Annotated in this window: 20 protein-coding genes; 1 reads left to right on the top strand and 19 read right to left on the bottom strand. The window is 68.2% G+C overall.

Features of this window, described 5'->3' with window-relative positions:
* The 4 genes from GRF61_RS08415 to GRF61_RS08400 form a co-directional block, all read right to left on the bottom strand.
* Positions 1-543 (bottom strand): hydrogenase expression/formation C-terminal domain-containing protein (locus tag GRF61_RS08415; RefSeq protein WP_211165826.1); only part of this gene is annotated, 543 nt, incomplete at its 3' end.
* Positions 544-554: 11 nt separating this feature from the next.
* A complete protein-coding gene (locus tag GRF61_RS08410) occupies positions 555-1,067 on the bottom strand; it encodes a hydrogenase (RefSeq protein ID WP_169150216.1) in 513 nt (170 codons plus the stop codon).
* A complete protein-coding gene (hypC, locus tag GRF61_RS08405) occupies positions 1,064-1,375 on the bottom strand; it encodes a HypC/HybG/HupF family hydrogenase formation chaperone (protein ID WP_169150215.1) in 312 nt (103 codons plus the stop codon). The genes GRF61_RS08410 and hypC overlap by 4 nt, the downstream gene beginning before the upstream one ends.
* A 45-nt stretch (positions 1,376-1,420) precedes the next feature.
* Positions 1,421-2,041: a HyaD/HybD family hydrogenase maturation endopeptidase gene (locus tag GRF61_RS08400; RefSeq protein ID WP_169150214.1), complete on the bottom strand. Its 621-nt coding sequence runs from the start codon at positions 2,039-2,041 to the stop codon at positions 1,421-1,423.
* 365 nt (positions 2,042-2,406) lie between these two features.
* Between GRF61_RS08400 and GRF61_RS08395 the strand changes: the two genes are divergently transcribed.
* A complete protein-coding gene (locus tag GRF61_RS08395) occupies positions 2,407-4,101 on the top strand; it encodes an ATP-binding protein (RefSeq protein ID WP_169150213.1) in 1,695 nt (564 codons plus the stop codon).
* A gap of 46 nt (positions 4,102-4,147) precedes the next feature.
* On the opposite strand, the gene GRF61_RS08390 is transcribed toward GRF61_RS08395, so the two are convergent.
* From GRF61_RS08390 to GRF61_RS08320, 15 genes are all read right to left on the bottom strand, one after another.
* Positions 4,148-4,723 (bottom strand): redoxin domain-containing protein, encoded by a 576-nt coding sequence (locus GRF61_RS08390; RefSeq protein WP_169150212.1) that lies wholly within the window; start codon positions 4,721-4,723, stop codon positions 4,148-4,150.
* 111 nt (positions 4,724-4,834) lie between these two features.
* Positions 4,835-6,145: a hypothetical protein gene (locus tag GRF61_RS08385; RefSeq protein ID WP_169150211.1), complete on the bottom strand. Its 1,311-nt coding sequence runs from the start codon at positions 6,143-6,145 to the stop codon at positions 4,835-4,837.
* Entirely contained in the window at positions 6,142-6,879 is a 738-nt protein-coding gene (locus tag GRF61_RS08380) for an outer membrane lipoprotein-sorting protein (protein ID WP_169150210.1), read from the bottom strand. The genes GRF61_RS08385 and GRF61_RS08380 overlap by 4 nt, the downstream gene beginning before the upstream one ends.
* A 20-nt stretch (positions 6,880-6,899) precedes the next feature.
* The gene (locus tag GRF61_RS08375) at positions 6,900-8,159 is read right to left on the bottom strand and encodes an FtsX-like permease family protein (RefSeq protein WP_169150209.1); all 1,260 of its coding nucleotides are present in this window, start codon (positions 8,157-8,159) and stop codon (positions 6,900-6,902) included.
* The gene (locus tag GRF61_RS08370) at positions 8,156-8,869 is read right to left on the bottom strand and encodes an ABC transporter ATP-binding protein (RefSeq protein WP_169150208.1); all 714 of its coding nucleotides are present in this window, start codon (positions 8,867-8,869) and stop codon (positions 8,156-8,158) included. Before GRF61_RS08370 ends, GRF61_RS08375 begins: the two co-directional genes overlap by 4 nt.
* Positions 8,870-8,945: 76 nt before the next feature.
* On the bottom strand, positions 8,946-10,091 hold the full coding sequence (locus GRF61_RS08365) for an SDR family oxidoreductase (RefSeq protein ID WP_169150207.1): 1,146 nt from the start codon (positions 10,089-10,091) through the stop codon (positions 8,946-8,948).
* A gap of 38 nt (positions 10,092-10,129) precedes the next feature.
* A complete protein-coding gene (gene fabG, locus GRF61_RS08360) occupies positions 10,130-10,861 on the bottom strand; it encodes a 3-oxoacyl-ACP reductase FabG (RefSeq protein ID WP_169150222.1) in 732 nt (243 codons plus the stop codon).
* Between the two features lie 104 nt (positions 10,862-10,965).
* Positions 10,966-11,880, bottom strand: coding sequence for a hypothetical protein (locus tag GRF61_RS08355; protein WP_169150206.1), 915 nt, complete (start codon positions 11,878-11,880; stop codon positions 10,966-10,968).
* 18 nt (positions 11,881-11,898) lie between these two features.
* Entirely contained in the window at positions 11,899-12,144 is a 246-nt protein-coding gene (locus GRF61_RS08350; protein ID WP_133592279.1) for an acyl carrier protein, read from the bottom strand.
* On the bottom strand, positions 12,141-12,968 hold the full coding sequence (locus tag GRF61_RS08345; protein ID WP_169150205.1) for a MaoC/PaaZ C-terminal domain-containing protein: 828 nt from the start codon (positions 12,966-12,968) through the stop codon (positions 12,141-12,143). The genes GRF61_RS08350 and GRF61_RS08345 overlap by 4 nt, the downstream gene beginning before the upstream one ends.
* The gene (locus GRF61_RS08340) at positions 12,965-14,221 is read right to left on the bottom strand and encodes a beta-ketoacyl-[acyl-carrier-protein] synthase family protein (protein WP_169150204.1); all 1,257 of its coding nucleotides are present in this window, start codon (positions 14,219-14,221) and stop codon (positions 12,965-12,967) included. Before GRF61_RS08340 ends, GRF61_RS08345 begins: the two co-directional genes overlap by 4 nt.
* Before the next feature lie 29 nt (positions 14,222-14,250).
* Positions 14,251-15,678 (bottom strand): hypothetical protein, encoded by a 1,428-nt coding sequence (locus GRF61_RS08335; RefSeq protein ID WP_169150203.1) that lies wholly within the window; start codon positions 15,676-15,678, stop codon positions 14,251-14,253.
* Between the two features lie 247 nt (positions 15,679-15,925).
* Positions 15,926-16,303 carry a HigA family addiction module antitoxin gene (locus GRF61_RS08330; RefSeq protein WP_169150202.1) on the bottom strand — a complete coding sequence of 126 codons (378 nt, stop codon included), beginning with the start codon at positions 16,301-16,303 and terminating at the stop codon, positions 15,926-15,928.
* Between the two features lie 7 nt (positions 16,304-16,310).
* Complete coding sequence (gene cybH, locus GRF61_RS08325) at positions 16,311-17,018, bottom strand: Ni/Fe-hydrogenase, b-type cytochrome subunit (protein WP_169150201.1); 708 nt, start codon at positions 17,016-17,018, stop codon at positions 16,311-16,313.
* 177 nt (positions 17,019-17,195) lie between these two features.
* Entirely contained in the window at positions 17,196-18,986 is a 1,791-nt protein-coding gene (locus tag GRF61_RS08320) for a nickel-dependent hydrogenase large subunit (RefSeq protein WP_169150200.1), read from the bottom strand.

Below are 18,986 nucleotides of genomic sequence, written 5' to 3'. Positions count from 1 at the left end.
GCGGGCGACCGCGTCCAGCAGCTCGTTCATCACCGCCGGCGCGTTCATGACGCCCTGCGGCGCCGGCGGCGGGGTGAGCGTGGCCGGCATGTCGATCTGCGGCCGGGTGACGGCGGCGGGCGGCATGGCGCAGGCTTCGATGCGGTCGAAGCTGCCATCCTCGGCGATGACGCGCCAGACGCCGGCGAACACCGTTTCCTGGATGCGCAGCGCCGGCTCGCCGCCGCGGGCTTCCACCCGGGCGCTGACCTCGCCCTGGCCGAGGGCGTCATTCACCAGCGCCAGTACCTCCGCCGGCAGGCCGGCGAGGTTGGCCACCGGGTGGCCGGCGTCGCCGAAGCGCCAGGCCTCCATGGCCGCGATCAGGTTCTGCAGCAAGCCGACGGCGGCATCACGGGCGGCGGGGGCGACTTCGTCCGGCAGGCGCGGCGGGTTGAAGGTATCCATGCCGCTGGGCATGGGCATGTACTCCAGGTCTTCTTCCTCGAAGGGCGACTGGGAGCCGGGACCGACGGCGACAACCGGGATGGGGAAGGCTTTCATCGGCGCTGTCCTCAGTGACAGGAGGTGGGAATGCTGGCGCGCACCGGGATGCCGATACCGGGCCGGCGCGCGGCCGGGGTGGCGAGCATGCGGTTGATGGCGTCCACCAGCGGCCGCCAGTCGCGCATGCCTTCGATGGCGCCGACGTAGTCGCCGGGCCGGGCGTCTGTGGCCTCACCCTCTTCCTCGGCGCTCCGCTGGCCGCCGCGCAGGAACAGCAGCGCCGGGTAGCGGCTGATGCCGAACTGGGCGGCGATCTCGCGGCTGGCCGCCGGCGCGGCGTAGGCGCAGCGGAAGGGGGCGTCGGCGGATTTCAGCGCTTCCGGCAGCACCACCACCATGTCCCAGGCTTCCGGGCAGCGCACCGGGTCGTCGGTGAGCAGGATCACCGCGTCGCCGCTTGCGGCGGCGAAGGCGGCGAGGTCGCTGGCCTCGAGCTGGGTGAAGCCGTCGCGTTCGCGCAGGCGCTGCAGGCCTTGCTCGAAGGGGCTGGTGCTGATGCCGAAGGAGGTAGCGTCGTTCATTTCTTCTGGTCTCTCAGGAAGTCGGGGAGCTGGGGTTCGCGGCCGACCAGGTCGGCGAAGGCGGCGTCCAGGTCGGGCGTGCCGCCGGCCATCAGGCTGTCCAGCGCGGCCAGCGCGGCCAGGCTGCGGGCGGCTTCGTCGGCGTCGATGACGTCGCGGGCGGCGCCGAGGAAGGTCATCAGCCAGGCGCCGGCCGGCTGCGGGCCGGTGAGCAGGGTGTCTATCCAGGTCTCGCCGCCGTCGCGGTCGCGGCACAGCGCGCGGCCGTCCTCGCTGCGCAGCACCTGCATGGGAATGCCGACGCACATCTCAGCGCGTCCTCCGGCGGGGCGAGGGCGTACAGGAGGCGGCCTTCACTGCGAGGCCTTGGGCATGAAGCGCTCGTCGCCGGTGCGGCAGGCCAGTTCCTCCGCCGGCCGGCCCTGCTCGTAGGCGTGCAGGGCGAGGGCGTTGTCGTTGAGGCGGGCCGGCGCTTCGGCGCGAGGGGTCAGGGTCACGCCCCATTCGCGCAGCCGCGCGGCGGCCAGGTCCACCGCCTCCGGCACGCGGGCGCGCACCTGCGGCCGCAGGCTGCCGCCGAAATCCTCCAGCTCCACCGGCTGCACGCCGATCAGCAGCATCTGCGCCGGGCCGCGGCCCAGCATGGCGGCGGAGGCCAGCACTTCCTGGAAGCCGGTCTGGTGCAGGCTCATCTTCTTTGCGCCCATGAAGCGCGGCACCTCGTCGTTCTCGACCAGGCGCATGGTGCCCGGCTCCAGGCCGTAGTCCACCGCGTCAAACACGATCAGCCGCTGCGCGGCGGATACATAGGGCAGCAGGTAGAGGCCCTGGGTGCCGCCGTCCATCACGGTGACGTCGGCCGGGGTTTCCCAGGCGGCGTCGAAAGCCTCGACGCAGCGCACGCCGAAGCCTTCGTCTGCCCACAGCAGGTTGCCGATGCCGAGGACGAGGGTGCTGCCGTAGGTGGATTCCATTGGGGTGTTCGCCGGTGTAACGAATGGCGTAACAGTTGCAGGGACTGTGCCAATTCATGGGTGGGCCGCGATCTGCTGGAAAATCATCGGCTTGCCGATATTTTTCTCTGTCGATGGAAATAGAGGGCGGCTGCGCTTCGCTACATTTCGTCGACAAAAGTGGAAAGCAATTGTCCATCGGGGTGCAAAGGGGCTTTGCGCACCGCAGCGTCAGTGTTCTGTCCGGGCGCGGCGGAGCGGCGCGTGTGGGGAATGCGACAGCAGCACTTTCGTGCAAGCGTCTGTTTAAAAAGAGAAATGGGCTGCAGGCGCAGATGGCATCGAACCTGCTCGTCTGCCGCACCCCAACCCCCAGGGAGCACGCAGTGAAACTACAGATCGAACGCCGGCATGTGGAGGCGATGGTGCAGGCCTTTCCCCGGCTGGGCTGGCTGCAGGACCAGCTCAAGCTCGGCAACCGGGCGGAGGTGCCCTTCTCCCAGCTGGAGCATGCCGAGGTGCGCTTCCTCGGCGATCTCTACGACGCCGGCGGGCCGAACGAGCGCGCCCGCGCCGCGCAGCTGGCGACGCTGAGCGCGGCCTTCGGCGACGGCGGCTACCGCTTCGCCGACGACGAGCTGGAGCGGGTGGTGCCGGAGGTGATCCGCTACCTCGCCACCGGCGGCGTGCGCGGCTGGCTGTTCACCGCTGCCCTCACCGGCAAGCCGCAGGCCTGGGCGGTGGCGCGCATCGACTACACCCCGCCCGGCGGCGAAGAGAGCGCCAAGGTGCTGGTGGAGCTGCGCGCCAACGCCAAGGGCAAGCTCGCCACCGCCAACATCCGCATCACCCCCAGCGACATTCCCGGCCGCACGGTGGCGGAGATCTTCGCCGGCAAGGGCTTCGTGCGCGAAACACCGGCGCTGCTGCAGGCCTATGACGAGGGCGAGCAGCGCTACTTCGACTGGCGCGCCCGCTACGGCGAGCAGTTCTCCGGCGGCGGCACCGGCTATTACGCCGAGAACCCCACCGCCACCCACCGCGACACCGACTGGTCGCGCAAGGATGTGGTGGTGCTCTCCTCCAGCGGCGGCAAGGCGCGGCTGGTGAACGACGAGAACATCCTCGCCGACCGCTCGCTGACGCTGGACACCCAGGGCAATGTGCTGGAGCGCTACCTGCGCTGGGCGTCGAAGAACGGCGAGTTCAAGCTGGAAGCGGAGATCGAGGCCATCCAGGCCATCCTGCCGGAGGGCATGTTCACCCGCCTGCCGGTGCACTTCTACATCCTGATGTTTCACCTCGACCTGCACCACTACGTGTGGGTGCACGTGGATGATCTGGAGCCCTACCGCTACAGCCCGGAGCTGAAGGACAAGCTGGTGCTGCCGGAGGAGCAGACCGACCTCATCGACATCCTCACCGCCGAGATGGACGTGCTGATGGAAGACATCGTCGCCGGCAAGTCCGGCGGCACCACCGTGCTGTGCGCCGGCCCCCCGGGCGTGGGCAAGACGCTGACCGCCGAGGTGTACGCCGAGATCATCCGCCGGCCGCTGTACCGGGTGCATTCCGGCCAGCTCGGCCTCAACGTGGCGGCGATGGAGACCGCGCTGAAGGAGGTGCTGACCCGCGCCCAGCGCTGGGGCGCGGTGATGCTGATCGACGAGGCGGACGTCTACATCAAGCGCCGCGACGACAACATCTCGATGAACGCGGTGGTGGGCGTGTTCCTGCGCGTGCTGGAGTATTTCAACGGCCTGCTCTTCCTCACCACCAACCGGGTGGATGACATCGACGAAGCCATCGTTTCCCGCTGCATCGCCCTGATCCGCTACGAACCGCCCGACGCCGAGGCGCGCGCCCGCATCTGGCGGGTGATGGCCGAGCAGTTCGGCCTGGCGCTGGACGCGGCGCTCATCGACCGCCTGGTGGTGCGCTACCCGCAGGCCTCCGGCCGCGACATCAAGGGCCTGGCGAAGCTGGTGGCCAAGTACTGCGGCCGCAAGGCGGTGCCGGCGGACATGGCTGCCTTCGACCGTTGCGCCATGTTCCGCGCGCTGACGCCGGCGGAGGCTTGAGCCAGCCGGGCCGTGCGTGATGCGCGCGGCGGCCCGGCGGCCGGCCTCAGCGCGCCGGCTCGGCCAGCGCCCGCTCTATCGCCGCCGTCACTTCCGGCGCGTCCGGCTTCACCTTGCTGGGGAAGCTGGCGAGCACCTTGCCGTCACGGCCGACCACGTACTTGGTGAAGTTCCACTTCGGCTCCGCCGACTCCCGCGCCAGCTGGCGGAACAGCGGGTTGGCCTGCTCGCCGCGCACATGGGTGGGCGCGAACATGTCGAAGCTGACGCCGAAATTGACGAAGCAGACGTTGGCCGCCTTGGCTTCGTCGTCCGCCTCCTGGTTGAAGTCGTCGGAAGAGAAGCCCAGCACCTTCAGGCCGCTGGCCTTGTAGCGCTGGTGCACCGCTTCCAGCTCCTTGAACTGGCCGGTGTAGCCGCAGTGGCTGGCGGTGTTCACGATCAGCAGCGGCTGGCCCTGGTAACGCCTGAGATCCACCGTCTCGTCGGCATGCAGGCGGCGGAAGCTGTTGTTCAGCAGCGCCGGTGCCGGCGCGGCGGCGGCTGGCGTGTCGGCGGCGAGGGTGGGCTGGCCGGCGCCCAGGGCGGCGAGGATGGTGACGAGGCAGACGGCATGGCGCATGGCTGAACTCCGGCGGGGCCGCGAGGGGCGGGGATGGGACGGAGAGTGCCACAGCCGGGTGAAAGTTTCGGCGGGTGATGCCTGCCGCGGGCAGGGCCGCCGCCCGGGCGCTCAGGGCAGGGCGATGCGCGCGCCCAGGGTGAGGCTGTAGTCGAACAGGTCGCCGAACTCGGTGCCGCGGCCGCCGAGCGGCACTGTGCCGAGCACGAAGGCGGTGACATGCCGGCTGAGCGGGCGCTCGGCGAACAGGCTGGCCTGGGCGCTGCCGTCGGCGAGGCTGTGGCTCAGCATCAGGCGCCAGTAGCCGTCGTCGCTCAGCGGGCTGTTCTGCCAGATGAGGTGGAGGTAGTCGCGCCCGAGCAGCGGCGGCGCGGTGCTCAGGCCGGCGCCCAGGGTCTGCGCGGCTTCGGCAGCAGGTAGCCGGGTCGTCGCCATTTCGGCGCGGCGGAAGTGGCTGCGGCGGGCGTCGCCGTCGTAGCCGTGACCGTAGCGCAGGTATTCGGCGGTGAGGCTGTGGCCGTTCTCCAGCGTGTAGCTGGCGCCCAGCAGCCAGCTCGAATGGCGCGGCGACTCGTCGGCGATGTCCACCGGCTGCGCCGCATCGCCGGCCGGGCGCAGGCTGCGGGTCAGCGTGGAGGAGCCGAATTCGCCATAGAGCAGCCATTCGTCGCTGACGGTGTGCTGCAGATGGGCGCCGATGAAGTGGCCGGCTTGCGGCCGGCCGGCCAGCGCCAGGCCGGCGGCGAGGTCGTCGCTGCGCAGGTCGGCCTTGAGCAGCCAGCTGTCGGCCCAGGGGTCGGGCCGCGCGGCGTCGTGGCCGCTGCTGGCGATGCGCGCCAGATAGACGCTGCGGGTGACGTCCGGCGCCCAGATGAGGCGGGCGACATCCACCCCCGAGAGCTCGCGTATGGGGTTGCTGCGGCCGTTGTCGAAGTAGTACGGGTTGGACGGCGAGCGGAACTGCGCCGGCCCCCAGCTCAGGGTTTCGCGTCCGATGGCGGCGGTGAGGTCGGTGCCGGCGCGCCAGCGCAGCTGCCACTGGCTGAGGTAGCTCTGGCTGCCGCTGCCCTGCTGGTTGTCGTGCTGCCAGTGGACGATGGGGCGTGCGGTGAGGCGCAGCGGCCCGCGTTCGGCCTTGAGGTTGAAGCGGCCTTCGAAGGTGAGGCTGTCGCGGGCGAGCCGGGCGATGCGGTTGTCCGGGTTCTGGACGCTGTCGTGCGCGGGCTGCAGCGTGTTGGCGTAGCCGTAGAGGGTGGCATCGGCGCTCAGCGCCCAGTCTTCATTCGCGGTGGCGGTTTGTGGCAGCGCCCAGCCTTCGTCCGCGGTGGCGGTTTGTGGCAGCGCCAGGGCGCCGAGCAGCGCGGCGAGGGCGCGGAGGCGGGAACGGGGGCGGAGAGGGCTGCGGCGGCGCGTGCCGCTCACTGGCTCTGCCCCAGATCGAACGCGTCCGGCGCGATGCGTTCGATGCGGACATCACGGAATTCCATGACGGTTTCGCCGTCGGTGAGCGCGTCGCGGATGCGCATGCGGCTGACGAAGGGAATCTGGCGGCCGTCGTACTGGATGGTGTGGGCGTATTCGAAGTAGGCGGTCTTGAGCAGCTTGCCGCTGACCGACAGGAACTCGGCCTTGACGCCGACGCCGCGGCTGCCGGAGACCCAGTAGCGGATGCGGTCGTAGGTGGTGTGCTTGTGGCGGGCGTTCAGCTCCAGCACCGCGCAGTCTTCGCCTTCCACCGTCTCGTTGCCGGCCAGCGTGGCTTCGTAGTCCAGGGCGTAGTTGGTGGCGGCGATGTCGCCGTTGGCGGCCTGGCCGCTCATGCGCTGGCGCGGCGAGATCGGGATGGGCTTGGACAGGCCGGGCCGGGTCAGCCACATATTGCGTTCCACCTGCAGCAGGCGAGAGCCCTTGAAGCGCGCCGGCTCCTGGGTTTCGGCCACGCTGGCCTGGTCGGTGGCGCGCACGGTGAGGCGTTGTGGTTCGCCGGCCTTGCCGTCTTCCTGCGAGTTCAGGTGGATGTCCCAGACCACGCCGGGCAGGCCGCCGCCGCGGGCGCGGTCGGCATTCTTGAGCAGGGCCTGCGGGTCGGGGCCGGCGTGCGCCAGGGTGGCGGCGAGGAGGGCGAGGCAGGCGGCGGCGAGGAGTCTGCGGAGCATGGGGCGGATTCCGGAACGGTCTAGTTGTGGCCGAGCGCGTCGGGAATGGCCTGGTGGGCGGCGCGGCGGGCCGGCAGCCAGGCGGCGAGGCTGCCCACGGCCAGCATCAGCACCAGGGTGAAGGCGATGCGGGCGAAGTCGAGGTCGACCAGCAACGGCACCGGCGAGGTGCTGTTGGGCGGCACGTAGGAGATGGCGGCGGCGTTGATGCCATAGCGCACGGCGATGGTGATGAGCAGGCCGACCGCGCAGCTCACCAGCGTCAGCAGCATGGCTTCGGCGGCGAACAGCCGCAGCACGCCGCCGCGGCGCAGGCCGATGGCGCGCAGGGTGCCGATCTCGCGGGTGCGCTCTATCACCGTCATGCTCATGGAGTTGGCGGTGCCCATCACCACCACCGTGAGCACGATGCTGAAGATGAAGCCGAAGATCATGTTGAACATGTTGTGGACCTGGTTGTAGAAGTCCGACAGGTCCTGCCAGCTGCGGATTTCGATGTCCAGGCCGGTGGCGCGCAGGGCCTCGCCCAGGCGCTCGCGCATGCGCTCGGTGCGGGCGATGTCGTCCAGCAGCACGGTCAGGCGGTCGGCGCCACCGTCGATGTCGTACAGCGACTGGGTGAGCGCCAGCGGGATCAGCGCGCTCTTGTCGTTGGTGTTGGCGTTGCCGGTGGTGAAGGTGCTGCCCACGGTGATGTCCATGGCGTTGGCCTGGCCGTGCAGGGTATTCACCAGCAGCGCGGCCTGGCCCTGCAGCGGCAGGTGCAGCAGTTCGGCCAGCCCGGCGGACAGGGCGACGACGTCGGCATGCTCCGGGTCCAGCTTCTTCAGCGTGCGCATGAAGGCTTCGCGGCGGATGTCCTGCAGCGCGAGCAGGCCGGCCTGCAGCCCTTCCATCGCGGCCGGCTCTATGCCTTCGGCAATGAAGATGGTACTCGCGCGGCCGTTGCTGACGATGCCGCTGAGCGCCAGCCGCGGGGCGACCAACTCGATGCCGGGCTGGTCGCGCAGCACGTCGCGTATCCGGGCGATGTCGGCGGCGGTGAGCAGGTAGCGCTCCGGGTCCAGCTTGCCTTCCTTGCTCATGCCACGCTTGGATAGGGTGAGATGGCCCAGCAGTTCGCCATGCACCGCCTGGCGGGCGAGGCCGTCATAGACGTTGTGGGTGTAGCCGGCGAAGAGGGCGATGGCGGCGAAGCCGAAGGCGATGGTGAGCAGCGTCACCAGGCTGCGGCGGCGATTGCGGCTGAGGCCGCGGAGCGCGAGTCTGAAGGTGTTCATGCGCTGTGCTCGTCGCTCTCGATGCAGCCGTCACGCAGGTGGATGCGTCTATCCACCTGGTCGAGCAGGCGCGGGTCGTGGGTGGTGAAGACGAAGGTGACGCCCTTGTCGTGGTTGAGCTTGCGCATCAGCGCCACGACCATGGCGGCGTTGTCGGAGTCGAGGTTGGCGGTGGGCTCGTCGGCGATCACCAGCCGCGGCTCGATGGCCAGTGCGCGGGCGATGGCCACCCGCTGGCGCTGGCCGCCGCTGAGGCGATCCGGGCGGGAGCCGTGGAAGCGTTCCAGGCCGACCTCGTCGAGCGCGGCGGCGGCACGCCCGCGCGCCTGGCGCTCGGGCACGCCCTGGATCTGCAGCGGCAGCATGACGTTCTCGAGGGCGGACAACACCGGCACCAGGTTGAAGCTCTGGAACACGAAGCCGATGCGGCTGCCGCGGAAGTCGGTCAGGGCGTCGTCGGCCAGCCCGCGGGTGTCCTGGCCGTCGAACCACACCTCGCCGGAAGAGGGGGTGTCGATCAGGCCGAGCACGTTCATCAGCGTGGATTTGCCGCTGCCGGACGGCCCCCAGACGGCGAGGAATTCGCCGCTGTTTATGGTGAAGGAGATACCGGCGAGGGCGTCGACGGCGGTTTCTCCAAGCAGGAAGCGGCGGCGGACTTCGTGCAGGCGCACGAGAGGTGGGGCGGAGGACGGGCTGGGGACGCTCATTGCTGCGATGGGTTTCCTTGCGTGGGCGATACCGCCGGCCGGCCCGCGGAAGGCGGGCCGGGGGCGCGGCCGCGGGTCAGGCGGCGGCCCGGGCGGCGGTGCCGAAGTGCTGGGCGACGACGTAGCGGGCGCCGGCCTCGACGACTTCGTCCATCGGCGCCAGGGTCACGCCGCCGCGGGCGAGGCGGGCCATGGTATCGGCGACCTGGAAGTCGCGCTCGTAGGACATATAGGTCTGGTAGAGCTGGAGCAGGCCGTTGAGCGATTTGTGCACCTGGCCATCGTTGGCCTGGCGCTCGAACAGGTCGATGGGCACGAAATCCGGCCGCGGCGGCAGGCGCGAGGGCGGCGCGTATTCCTCCAGCACGCGGTAGGCGATGTCGACCACGCGGCCCAGTGGCGTGCTGTGCGCCAGCCCGGCGGCGAGGTGGTAGCAGCGGCCGACGCTGTCCGGCTCGCCGCTGAGGTAGGCGATCGCGTCGCAGACGTAGTCCACCGGAATCATGTCGGTACGCGTCTCCGGGTGCGCCGGCAGCGCGCGGATGACGCCGGCACAGGTGAGCTTGAGGAACTCGAGGAAGCCGAACAGCTTGCGCACCTTGCCGGCGGCGGTGGTGCCTATGATCTGGCTGGGGCGGTAGATGGTGATGGGCAGCTCGGCCTGCGCCTGCCGAACCACGGCCTCGGCCTCCAGTTTGGTCTGCTCGTAGGTGTTCCAGAACGACTGGCCGAGGTCGAGTTCATGCTCGTGCAGCGGGCCGAGCCGGCGGCCGGCGACATAGGCGGTGGACACGTATTGCAGGCGCAGCGCGCCATCGCGCGCGGCATGGGCCTGGCGGGCGAAGTCCAGGATGGCGCGGGTGCTGCCGACGTTGGCCAGGCGCGAATCCTCCAGCCCGGCGTTGAAGCGCACGTTGGCGGCAAGGTGGAAGATCTGCGAGGTCTGGGCGGCGAGGCCGCGCAGGGTGTCGGTATCCAGGCCCAGCGCCGGGGCACAGACGTCGCCGCGCAGCGCATGCACGCGGGCGCGTTCGGCGGGCGCGGTGTCGGAGAAGGCGAGGGTGGCGGCGAGGCGGCTTTCGGCCTCGGCCTGGTCGGCGCCGCGGACCAGCGCGATGATGCGCGCCTGCGGATTGCGCCGCAGCAGGCGTGGCAGCAGCTCAGTGCCGACAGCGCCGGTGGCGCCGGTCAGGAGGATGGTCTGGGAGCCTTGATCTTGCATGGGGTTCTACCTGGAGGGGCGGCAGCGCTATCGGGCCCTCAGGCCGTCAGGCCGCCGTCGATGACGAAGGTCTGGCCGGTGGTGTAGCGGGAGGCCGGGCTCAGCAGGAAGGCGACGTTGGCGGCGATCTCCTCGACGCTGCCGAGGCGGCGCAGGGGAATGCCGGAGGCCAGCTTCTTCAGCTGCATCTCGTTCAGGTTGGCGGTCATCTCGGTGGCGATGACGCCGGGGGCGACCGCGTTGACGCGGATGTTGAAGCGGCCGAGTTCGACCGCCAGCGAGCGCGTCATGCCGATCAGCGCGGCCTTGGTGGCGGCGTAGTTGGCCTGGCCGGGATTGCCCTTGATGCCGGTGACCGAGCTCATGTTGATGATGCAGCCGTCGCCGGCTTCTATCATCGAATTCACGAAGGCGCGGCTGGCGTGGTAGGCGGAGTCGAGGTTGGTGCGGAGCACGTCGCCCCAGTGGCCGTCGTCCATGTTGAGCAGCAGGGCGTCGCGGGTGATGCCGACATTGTTCACCAGCGCGTAGGGCGCGCCGCGGGTGGAGAGCAGTTCGCGCGCCAGCTGTTCGACCGCGGTCCGGTCGGCCATGTCGCAGCGGTAGCCGCGGCACCATTGGGCGGTGCCGGAGAGTTCGTCTTCGAGCGCGCGGGCGGCGGCGTCCGAGGCGGCGTAGGTGAAGGCTACCGGATGGCCGGCGGTGGCGAGCGCGCGGACGATGCCCGCGCCAATGCCGCGGGTGCCCCCGCTGACAAAAACCCATCCCATGTTCACTTGATCGTTTCCTTGGAGCGGCAGCCTGCGCTGCCGGGGTGCTGCAATGGGCGCCGCCCGCAGCGCCGTGGCGGGGCAGCGCTGCGGGCGGGGCAGCGTCAGGCGATGAACTCGATGTTCGCTTCGGCCTCTTCGGAGTAGCGCGCCCGGGTGTGGCCGGCAGCCTTGCCGAGGTAGAGCAGGTGGATCTGCTGCACCTCGGTTTCCGAATAGGGGTTGTCGCTGCCGAAGAGCTCTTCGAGGATGCGGAACTTCTGCTTGCTGATGCGCTTGATCGGGCCGAGCTTGTTCTTCTGCTCGGAGATGAACAGCGGCAGCATCTTGTTGAGGCCCTCGAAGTAGGTCTCGTGCACCATCGCGTTGTGGTAGGTCAGGCCGCGTTCGAGCGAGGCCAGCGCCCGCCGCTTGTGCTCCGGGTCGGCGTTGATGAGGTCCTTGGTCAGCGCGGTCCAGGCGGCGATGTGGCGGGCTTCGTCGTTGCGCACATTGGCGAGTGCGTCCTTGAGCGCCGGGTGATGCACCCGGGTGACCACGTCGCGGTACAGCTCGGTGTTGATCACCTCGGAGAACAGGTGGCTGAGGATGTAGCTGTAGAGATCCCAGTAGCGCCGTTCCTCGTAGCACCAGATGTAGCGCTTGCCGAACTCGCGCACGTTGGTGGCGGCGATGAAGTCGGTGCTGCCGTCGGTGACGTACTGGTGAAGCAGGCCGAGCACCAGTCCGTGGCGCATTTCCTCGTACACGATGACGTTCATGTACGAGAACAGCGGCGCCCAGTCGGCGACCAGGTCGTCCGAGTAGCCCTCGGTCTTGGCCTGGATCATCAGGTCGTGGAACTGGGCGGCCGAGGCCTGGCCGGAGAATTCGCCGTCGCGCAGACAGTCGAGCAGCTTGATGATGCCCCTGTCGTGCTCATCGAGCTCGGGCAGCCAGTCGAACTGGTAGCGCTTGGCATCCCAGCGGTTTTCGTCGGACAGATAGCTGAATTTGACGATGGTTTCCAATCCGCTCATGAGGATCGCTCCAGTGCCTTAGGCGGTGACGGTGCGGTTTTCGATGTAGTCGCAGAACTCTTCCAGCGTCTTGATCTTGCCGGAGGAGAAGTCGTCGAAGTTGAGCTCGAAGCCGTAGGCTTTCTTGACCGACACCTGCAGCGAGACGTAGTCCAGGCTGTCGAGGCCGATCTCCAGCAGCATGGTGGAGGGCTTCATGTCGGCGACATCGAAGTCGACCAGGTCGCCGATCTCGTTGGTCAGGAATTCGAAAACGGTGCTCATAGTTCAGCTTCCTCGTGTGGTAAGGCGGGTTTCTTGCGGGCCATCAGGCCGATCTGCACGACCTGGGACAGCGTGTCGTTGAGCCACACCGGGATGTCGATGGTGGCGAACAGCGAATCGTGGGTGGTGATCTCGTCGATCTTGCGGATGTCGTAGGCGATGCGGTCGAAGGTGAAATGCCCCACGTCCTGCAGCAGCGCGGTGCGGAAGATGCAGCGGTGATGCGTCTGCATGGTCAGCAGCGAGGCCTTGCCGAGGTCGATCTCCATCTCGGCGCCGAAGTGCTGGACGATGTCTTCGCGGAAGGTGTCGATCGAGTGGCGCTGGATGTACTCGGCGAAGATCAGCGCGTCTATCGCCACCCAGCAGCTGGTCGCCGCCGGGAAGGCATCGGCGAAGCCCTGCAGGCGCTCGTTCACCGCGGCGGCGTCCAGCACATGGCGCGGCGGCGTGCGGTAGGGCGCGGTGTCGAAGGCGACCGGGGCGCAGTTGCCGAGGATGCGCTTCTCGGCGTCGGCCGGGCTGTGCAGCCGGAAGCGGACCTTGGCGTCCGCCTCGGGGGCGGACAGGTGCACCGCGTAATCCAGCTGGCTGGGCATGGCCTGCTTGAGCATGCCGGTCCATTGCAGCCAGCCGTCGCCGGCCCAGGGGCGCTCGGAAACCGCCTGCTTGAGCGCCAGCATGGCGAGCATGCCGTGCACCACCGTGCCCTCGGTGCCTATGGTGCTGCGGGCGAAGGCCGGGTCGAAGTGGATGGGGTTGTAGTCGCCGGAGAAGGCGGCCCAGGCGGCGGTGGCGGTGGAGTCGAAGCGGAGCGCGTTCATGCGTCCGCCGCGGCGAAGATGAGGGCGCTGTTGGAGCCGCCGAAGCCGTAGTTCAGGTTGAGCACATGGCGCAGCCCCTGCTTGTGGCGGTGCTCGTTGGGGATGTAGTCCAGGTCGCACTCGGGGTCGGGCCGTGCCAGGTGGATGGTGGCGGGCATGAGACCGGTCTGCAGCGTCTTGATGCAGAAGATGGACTCGATGGCGCCGGTGGCGGCGATCAGGTGGCCGGTGTAGGACTTGGTGCTGGAGATGGGTACGTACTTCGCCGCATTGCCCAGCGCCAGCTTGAGTGCCTGGGTCTCGTTGAGGTCGTTGAGCGGCGTGGAGGTGCCGTGGGCGTTGACGTAGTCGATGGCGTCGGCGGGCATGCCGGCCTGGGCGCAGGCAGTGCGTATGGTCATGGTGCGGGCAAGCAGGTCCTCGGCCGGCGAGGTGATGTCGCGCGCATCGGAGTAGTTTCCGTAGCCGACGATCTCGGCCAGGATGCGCGCGCCGCGCGCCTTGGCGAACTCGTAGTCTTCCAGGCACAGCACCGCCGCGCCTTCGGACAGCACGAAGCCGCTGCGATCCAGGCTGAAGGGGCAACAGGCACGTTCGAGCACTTCCTGTTCCTTGCTCAGCGCCCGCAGCGCGTCGATGCTCCACACGCCGAAGCCTTCGCGGATGCTCTCGCCGCCACCGGCCAGCATCACCTTGGCGCGGCCGGAGCGGATCACTTCATAGGCGTCGCCGACCGCGATGCTGCCGGTGGCGCAGGCGGCAACCGGCGTGTTCTGGTAGCCGCGCAGATTCCATTGCATGGAGATGGCCGCGGTGGCCACGCTGGGCATCACCAGCAGATTGGAGAAGGGCGAGGCAGTGCCGCCGTCGCGGAAGGCGTTGTTGTTGATGGTGGATTCATCCTGCGCGCCCCAGCCGGTGCCGAAGATCACACCGCGCTCGAAGGGATCGCAGAGCTGGTCCAGGTCGGTATCGCCGAAGGCGCTGTGGATGGCCTCGGCCGCGGCCGACATGCCCAGCTTGGCGAACTCCGGCAGGAACTTGAGGATGGCTTTGGAAAACTGCTTGCGCGGCGGCTTGTTGTCCATGACGCCGAAGAAGCGGGCGACGATGGGCGCTTCGGGGTGTTCCACCCGGCGGTAGCCCACCTTGTATTGGCCGATTGAGTCCCAGATTTCGTCGACGCTGTTTCCGAGGGAGCAAAGGGCGCCGTAGCCGGTGACGGCCACCCTGCGGCCGGACTGTCTGTTCATGGGTAGGCTGATCCTAGTGGTGGGAAGCGTCATTGCCCATGGCCGGCGAGGCCGGCGGGGCGGGGAGTGGCGGCGGCGGTGGCGCGGTCGCAGTCGGCGACGATGCGTTCCACCGCGCTCAGGAAGGGGGTGACGAAGCGGGCGACGATGTCGTCGAAGGCGTTGCGCCGATAGACGATGTCGAGCTGGGTGCGGCCGCCGAAGGTGCTGGTGTAGAACATCAGGTCATACGGATGGACCAGGCAGCCGATCGCCAGGCTGCCGTGGATCGGTAGCGTCGGCGTGCCGAAGCTGGAGAAATCCTCTTCGATGACGCCGGGATTGGAATAGAAGATGTTGGTGCCCTGGGTGCGCTTCATCACCCAGCGCACCACCGCCGTCGGCAGGCCGTCGCGGTAGAGGCGCACCGCGTTCTCCATGCGGCCGAGTTCGAGCGCCAGGCCGCCGCCGCGCAGGGCGTGGGTCCGGCGGTCAACCTCCCGCAGCAGCGCATGGGTGTCGGCGCGGTCGGACAGGCGCAGCGTGCAGGGCACCATGTAGCTGCGGAAGCCTTCGTCATGCGCCGCGCCGAAGACCTTGCGCAGGCTGAGTGCGAAGGAGTATGTCGCACGCTTTTCGGGCCGCGCCTGGTGGGCGGCGATGTAACGCACCAGCGCGGCGGAGAAGACGGTGTTGATGGTGACATCGGCCTGCCGCGCCGCACGGCGGACGCCCTCCTGCAGCTCCGCTGGCAGGACGACGTGGAAGAAGTCGTTGCCGCTGGCGTCCTTGGCCGGCGGGGCGAAGCGCACCGCGCTGCGGTCGGTGGTGAGCATGCGGCGGGCGATATCGACATAGGCCCGGGCGCGGCGGGTGACGACCGTGGACGGGTAGTACCAGTCCGGCCGGATGGAAGACAGCGCCTGGCCGGGATATCGACGTGCAGGGCTGTCGTCCGTCGCGGTTCCGGCGGCGAGCAGCTTGCGGTACTCGTCGATCACCGCCGCCATGAAGAGGTTGCCGCTCTTCACATCGGCGATTTCATGCGAGATGGTCAGGTGGATGCAGCTGTCCGCGCTGTCGCTGGAGGTCAGCAACTGCAGGCGCGGGGCTGGGTCCCGGCGGCTGCGGGTGGCGGCCCCGGCGACGTAATCCATCAGCGCGGCTCGCAGCACGCGGTTGTCGAAGCTCAGTTCGCCGCTGATGCGCGTTTCGTCCACCGGAACGGCCAAGGGCGCATCCGGCTGGTGTTCGCCCAGCAGTTCGAAGCGGCGCGAGGCCAGCGCCAGCGCTCGGCGCAAGTCCGGCAGATCCGGCGTGCCGGCCAGCAGGTAGGCGTGGCTGTTGGTGGTATCGAAGTAGCGCGCGCCCCAGTGGAAGAAGCCCCGGACAGGATCGCTGGCGTAGGTCGGCCGGCGGTTGTTGCGAACGGCATGTTCCGGGTGGGCGGGCGATGGAGAGCGAAATTGGGAAGGCAAGGAAAGCTACTAATTCACATTTGATCCAAGAATTTTATGTGCATATATCTATGGCATTCAATGGGCACGGTTGATCCAAATCAACGGTCATGCAAATAAAAATCCAGAATGGATTCATGCAAGACAATGGCGTGGTCGCCGGCAGGATGGAAGGCAGGCGGAAAAGGTGTGAGGTGAGACGGGCGCGGGGTTTTTTACTGCTTGCGGACGTGTCCGCGGGCGCTCGGTGGGATGTGCGGCGGCAGATTCAGCCGGCCGCGCGCATCGCCAGGAAGGTGTCCCACTGCGCTTGCAGTGCGGTCCAGAAGCGGGGGTCGGTGCCGAAGAAGCGGCCGAGGCGGACGGCGGTGTCCGGGGAGATGGCGCGGCGGCCGCGCACGAGTTCGTTGACCCGGCGGCGGGAGATGCCGAGGGCGCGGGCGAGGGCATCCTGGGAGATGCGCGCCGGAATCAGGAAGCGGGTCTCGAGGAAGTGCCCGGGATGGATGGGGCGGCGCAGCGCGGGAGGCGCCAGCGGTGTGGGCGTTGCGCCGCGCACCGTGGGCGGGCGGCCGCCGGCGAGTGTCGCCGGCAGGCCGCCGCGGGATGCCGACAGGGGCCGGGCGGCCCGCGGCGGCAGCGTCATCGGACGCTCAGTCCTTGAACATTCGCCAGCCGCTGACCATGGTGCTGATCAGGCTCTGGCGGCTCATGATGTCTTCGCGGATGGCAGCGTAGATGTGGACGATGATGAAGCACAGCGTCACCCACATGCCCAGCCGGTGCATGTTGTGCACCTGCAGGCTGTTGCCGCCCAGCACCCAGATCACCCAGCCGAACATCTGGTCCGCCCAGCTGCCGGCGCCCAGGCCTTCGCCGTAGAGGGCGAAGCCGGTGAGGATCATGTAGACCGCGCCGACGGTGAAGAACAGGAACATCATCAGCTGCGCCATCGGGTTGTGGCCGACGTACTTGTTCGGCTCCTTCACCAGGAACAGGTACCAGCGCAGTTCGTACAGCACTTCGCCCCACCAGTTACGGTTGAAGATGGGCAGGATGAAGATCTGCCGCGCATGGTGGTTGCCGACGATGGCCCAGTAGATGCGGCCGAGGAAGCCGATGGCGAAGATGTAGGCGGCGGCGAAGTGGAGGAAGCGTATCCAGCCCATGACGTACTGGGCGCTGGTGTCGCCGGCGATGGACGGCAGCGGCTTGCCGATGAAGTAGCCGGTGATGGCGAGCACGGTGATGGCCAGCGCATTCACCCAGTGCCACAGCCGCAGCGGCGCTTCATAGACGTATACCGCCTTGACCAGCCGGGCGTTGCGCTCGGCTTCGTGAGCGTCTTGTTGAGCAAGCATTTCAGTTACCTCCGCAGCAAGGAGAGAGGCTCGGGGACGTGAGGAACGCGGGGCGCGAAAAAGGGGCGAAGCCGGCTCGGGACACCGGCGGGAAATCCGATGTGAGTTGAGGGAGCCGGTGTTGCCCGCCGGCCGGTCCTGCATCCTTCATCGACTTCGCCCGCGAAAACGCGCGCCTCAGCGAACCTTGACCTGGGCCATCTCCTGCCCGTCCGGGCTCATCACATGGGTGGAGCACGCCAGGCAGGGATCGAAGGAGTGCAGCGTGCGCAGGATCTCCAGCGGCTCGTCCGCCTTGGCCACCGGGGTGTTCATCAGGCTGGCCTCGAAGGCGCCGATCTGACCCTTGTGGTCGCGCGGGCTGCCGTTCCAGGTGGTGGGCACCACCGCCTGGTAGTTGTCGATCTTGCCGTCCTTGATCTTGATCCAGTGGCCGAGCGCGCCGCGCGGCGCTTCGGTGAAGCCCACGCCCTTGACCTCCTTCGGCCAGGTGCTCGGGTCCCACTTGTCCACGTTGGCGGTGGCGGTATCGCCGGCTTTGATGTTGGCGATGAGCTTGTTGTAGAAGTACAGCATCTTGTGCGCCGCCCAGGAAGCTTCCAGGCCGCGCGCCGCGGTGCGGCCCAGCGTGGAGAAGATCGCCGGCAGCGGCAGGCCGAGATCCTTCAGCAGCTTGTCCACCGGCTCCTTGAACTCCGCCTTGCCCTGGACGTAGCCGATGACGTAGCGCGCCAGCGGGCCGACTTCCATGGCGTGGCCGCGCCAGCGCGGCGACTTGATCCAGGAGTACTTGCCTTCCTCGTCGAAGGATTCGACGCGGGTGCGGCTGCCCTTGGTGTTCTGGCCGAGCACGAAGTTGGGCTCGGTGACGCCGTCCCACGGGTGCAGGCCCTTGGTTTCGTCGGCGTACTTGTACCAGGAGTGGGAGACGAACTCCTGGATCTCCTCCGGATCGCGCAGGTCGACTTCATGGATCTTGCTGAGGTCGCCGTTGATGATGGCGCCGCGCGGCAGCAGCAGGTTGCTGCCGCTGTAGTCGTTGGCCACGTCCGGGATGTCGCCGTAGGACAGCAGCGACATCGAGGAAATGCCGCCGCCATAGGTCCAGTCCTTGTAGAAGGAGGCGATGGCGACGAGGTCGGGCAGGTAGACCTGGTCCACGAACTCGATGGTGCGGTCGATGATGCTCTTGACCAGATTCAGCCGCTCCATGTTGACCGCGCCCACGGCACCGATGCCGTCGAGGTTGATCGCACACGGCATGCCGCCCACCAGCCAGTTCGGGTGCGGGTTCTTGCCGCCGAAGATGGTGTGGATCTTGACGATTTCCTTCTGGAAATCGAGCGCTTCCAGGTAGTGCGTCACCGCCATCAGGTTGGCTTCCGGCGGCAGCTTGTAGGCCGGGTTGCCCCAGTAGCCGTTCATGAAGGGGCCGAGCTGGCCGGATTCGACGAACTTCTTCAGCCGGTTCTGGATGTCGCGGAAATAGCCGGGCGAGGAGTTGGGCCAGTTGGAGATGCTTTGCGCCAGCTCGGAAGTCTTCTTCGGGTCGGCCTTCAGCGCGGAAACCACGTCCACCCAGTCCAGCGCATGCAGGTGGTAGAAGTGCACCAGGTGGTCATGCACCTGCAGCGTGAGCTGCATCAGGTTGCGGATGGAGTTGGCGTTTTCCGGGATGGCTATGCCCAACGCATCTTCCACCGCGCGGCAGGAGGTGAGCGCATGGGTGCCGGTGCACACGCCGCAGATGCGCTCGGTGAAGGCCCAGGCGTCGCGCGGGTCGCGGCCCTTGAGGATCACCTCCAGGCCGCGCCACATGGTGCCGGTGGAGACGGCGTTGCGGATCACGTTGTTGCTGTCGAGGTTCACCTCGACGCGCATGTGGCCTTCGATGCGGGTGACCGGATCGACGACGACGCGCTTGCCGGTATTGTCGAGCTTGAAGCCCTGGGTTTCGTATACCGCCAT

Source organism: Azoarcus sp. TTM-91, from assembly GCF_012911025.1.
Lineage (GTDB): Bacteria > Pseudomonadota > Gammaproteobacteria > Burkholderiales > Rhodocyclaceae > Azoarcus.
The sequence above is the reverse complement of the archived record's forward strand: the minus strand, read 5'-3'. Positions and strand labels throughout refer to the sequence as shown.

Excerpts from the sequence above, each read along its gene's own strand:
- GRF61_RS08410 (WP_169150216.1), bottom strand. The coding sequence starts at position 1,067 with ATGAACGACGCTACCTCCTTCGGCATCAGCACCAGCCCCTTCGAGCAA.
- hypC (WP_169150215.1), bottom strand. The coding sequence starts at position 1,375 with ATGTGCGTCGGCATTCCCATGCAGGTGCTGCGCAGCGAGGACGGCCGC.
- GRF61_RS08400 (WP_169150214.1), bottom strand. The coding sequence starts at position 2,041 with ATGGAATCCACCTACGGCAGCACCCTCGTCCTCGGCATCGGCAACCTG.
- GRF61_RS08390 (WP_169150212.1), bottom strand. The coding sequence starts at position 4,723 with ATGCGCCATGCCGTCTGCCTCGTCACCATCCTCGCCGCCCTGGGCGCC.
- GRF61_RS08380 (WP_169150210.1), bottom strand. The coding sequence starts at position 6,879 with ATGCTCCGCAGACTCCTCGCCGCCGCCTGCCTCGCCCTCCTCGCCGCC.
- GRF61_RS08375 (WP_169150209.1), bottom strand. The coding sequence starts at position 8,159 with ATGAACACCTTCAGACTCGCGCTCCGCGGCCTCAGCCGCAATCGCCGC.
- GRF61_RS08370 (WP_169150208.1), bottom strand. The coding sequence starts at position 8,869 with ATGAGCGTCCCCAGCCCGTCCTCCGCCCCACCTCTCGTGCGCCTGCAC.
- GRF61_RS08365 (WP_169150207.1), bottom strand. The coding sequence starts at position 10,091 with ATGCAAGATCAAGGCTCCCAGACCATCCTCCTGACCGGCGCCACCGGC.
- fabG (WP_169150222.1), bottom strand. The coding sequence starts at position 10,861 with ATGGGATGGGTTTTTGTCAGCGGGGGCACCCGCGGCATTGGCGCGGGC.
- GRF61_RS08355 (WP_169150206.1), bottom strand. The coding sequence starts at position 11,880 with ATGAGCGGATTGGAAACCATCGTCAAATTCAGCTATCTGTCCGACGAA.
- GRF61_RS08350 (WP_133592279.1), bottom strand. The coding sequence starts at position 12,144 with ATGAGCACCGTTTTCGAATTCCTGACCAACGAGATCGGCGACCTGGTC.
- GRF61_RS08345 (WP_169150205.1), bottom strand. The coding sequence starts at position 12,968 with ATGAACGCGCTCCGCTTCGACTCCACCGCCACCGCCGCCTGGGCCGCC.
- GRF61_RS08340 (WP_169150204.1), bottom strand. The coding sequence starts at position 14,221 with ATGAACAGACAGTCCGGCCGCAGGGTGGCCGTCACCGGCTACGGCGCC.
- GRF61_RS08330 (WP_169150202.1), bottom strand. The coding sequence starts at position 16,303 with ATGACGCTGCCGCCGCGGGCCGCCCGGCCCCTGTCGGCATCCCGCGGC.
- cybH (WP_169150201.1), bottom strand. The coding sequence starts at position 17,018 with ATGCTTGCTCAACAAGACGCTCACGAAGCCGAGCGCAACGCCCGGCTG.
- GRF61_RS08320 (WP_169150200.1), bottom strand. The coding sequence starts at position 18,986 with ATGGCGGTATACGAAACCCAGGGCTTCAAGCTCGACAATACCGGCAAG.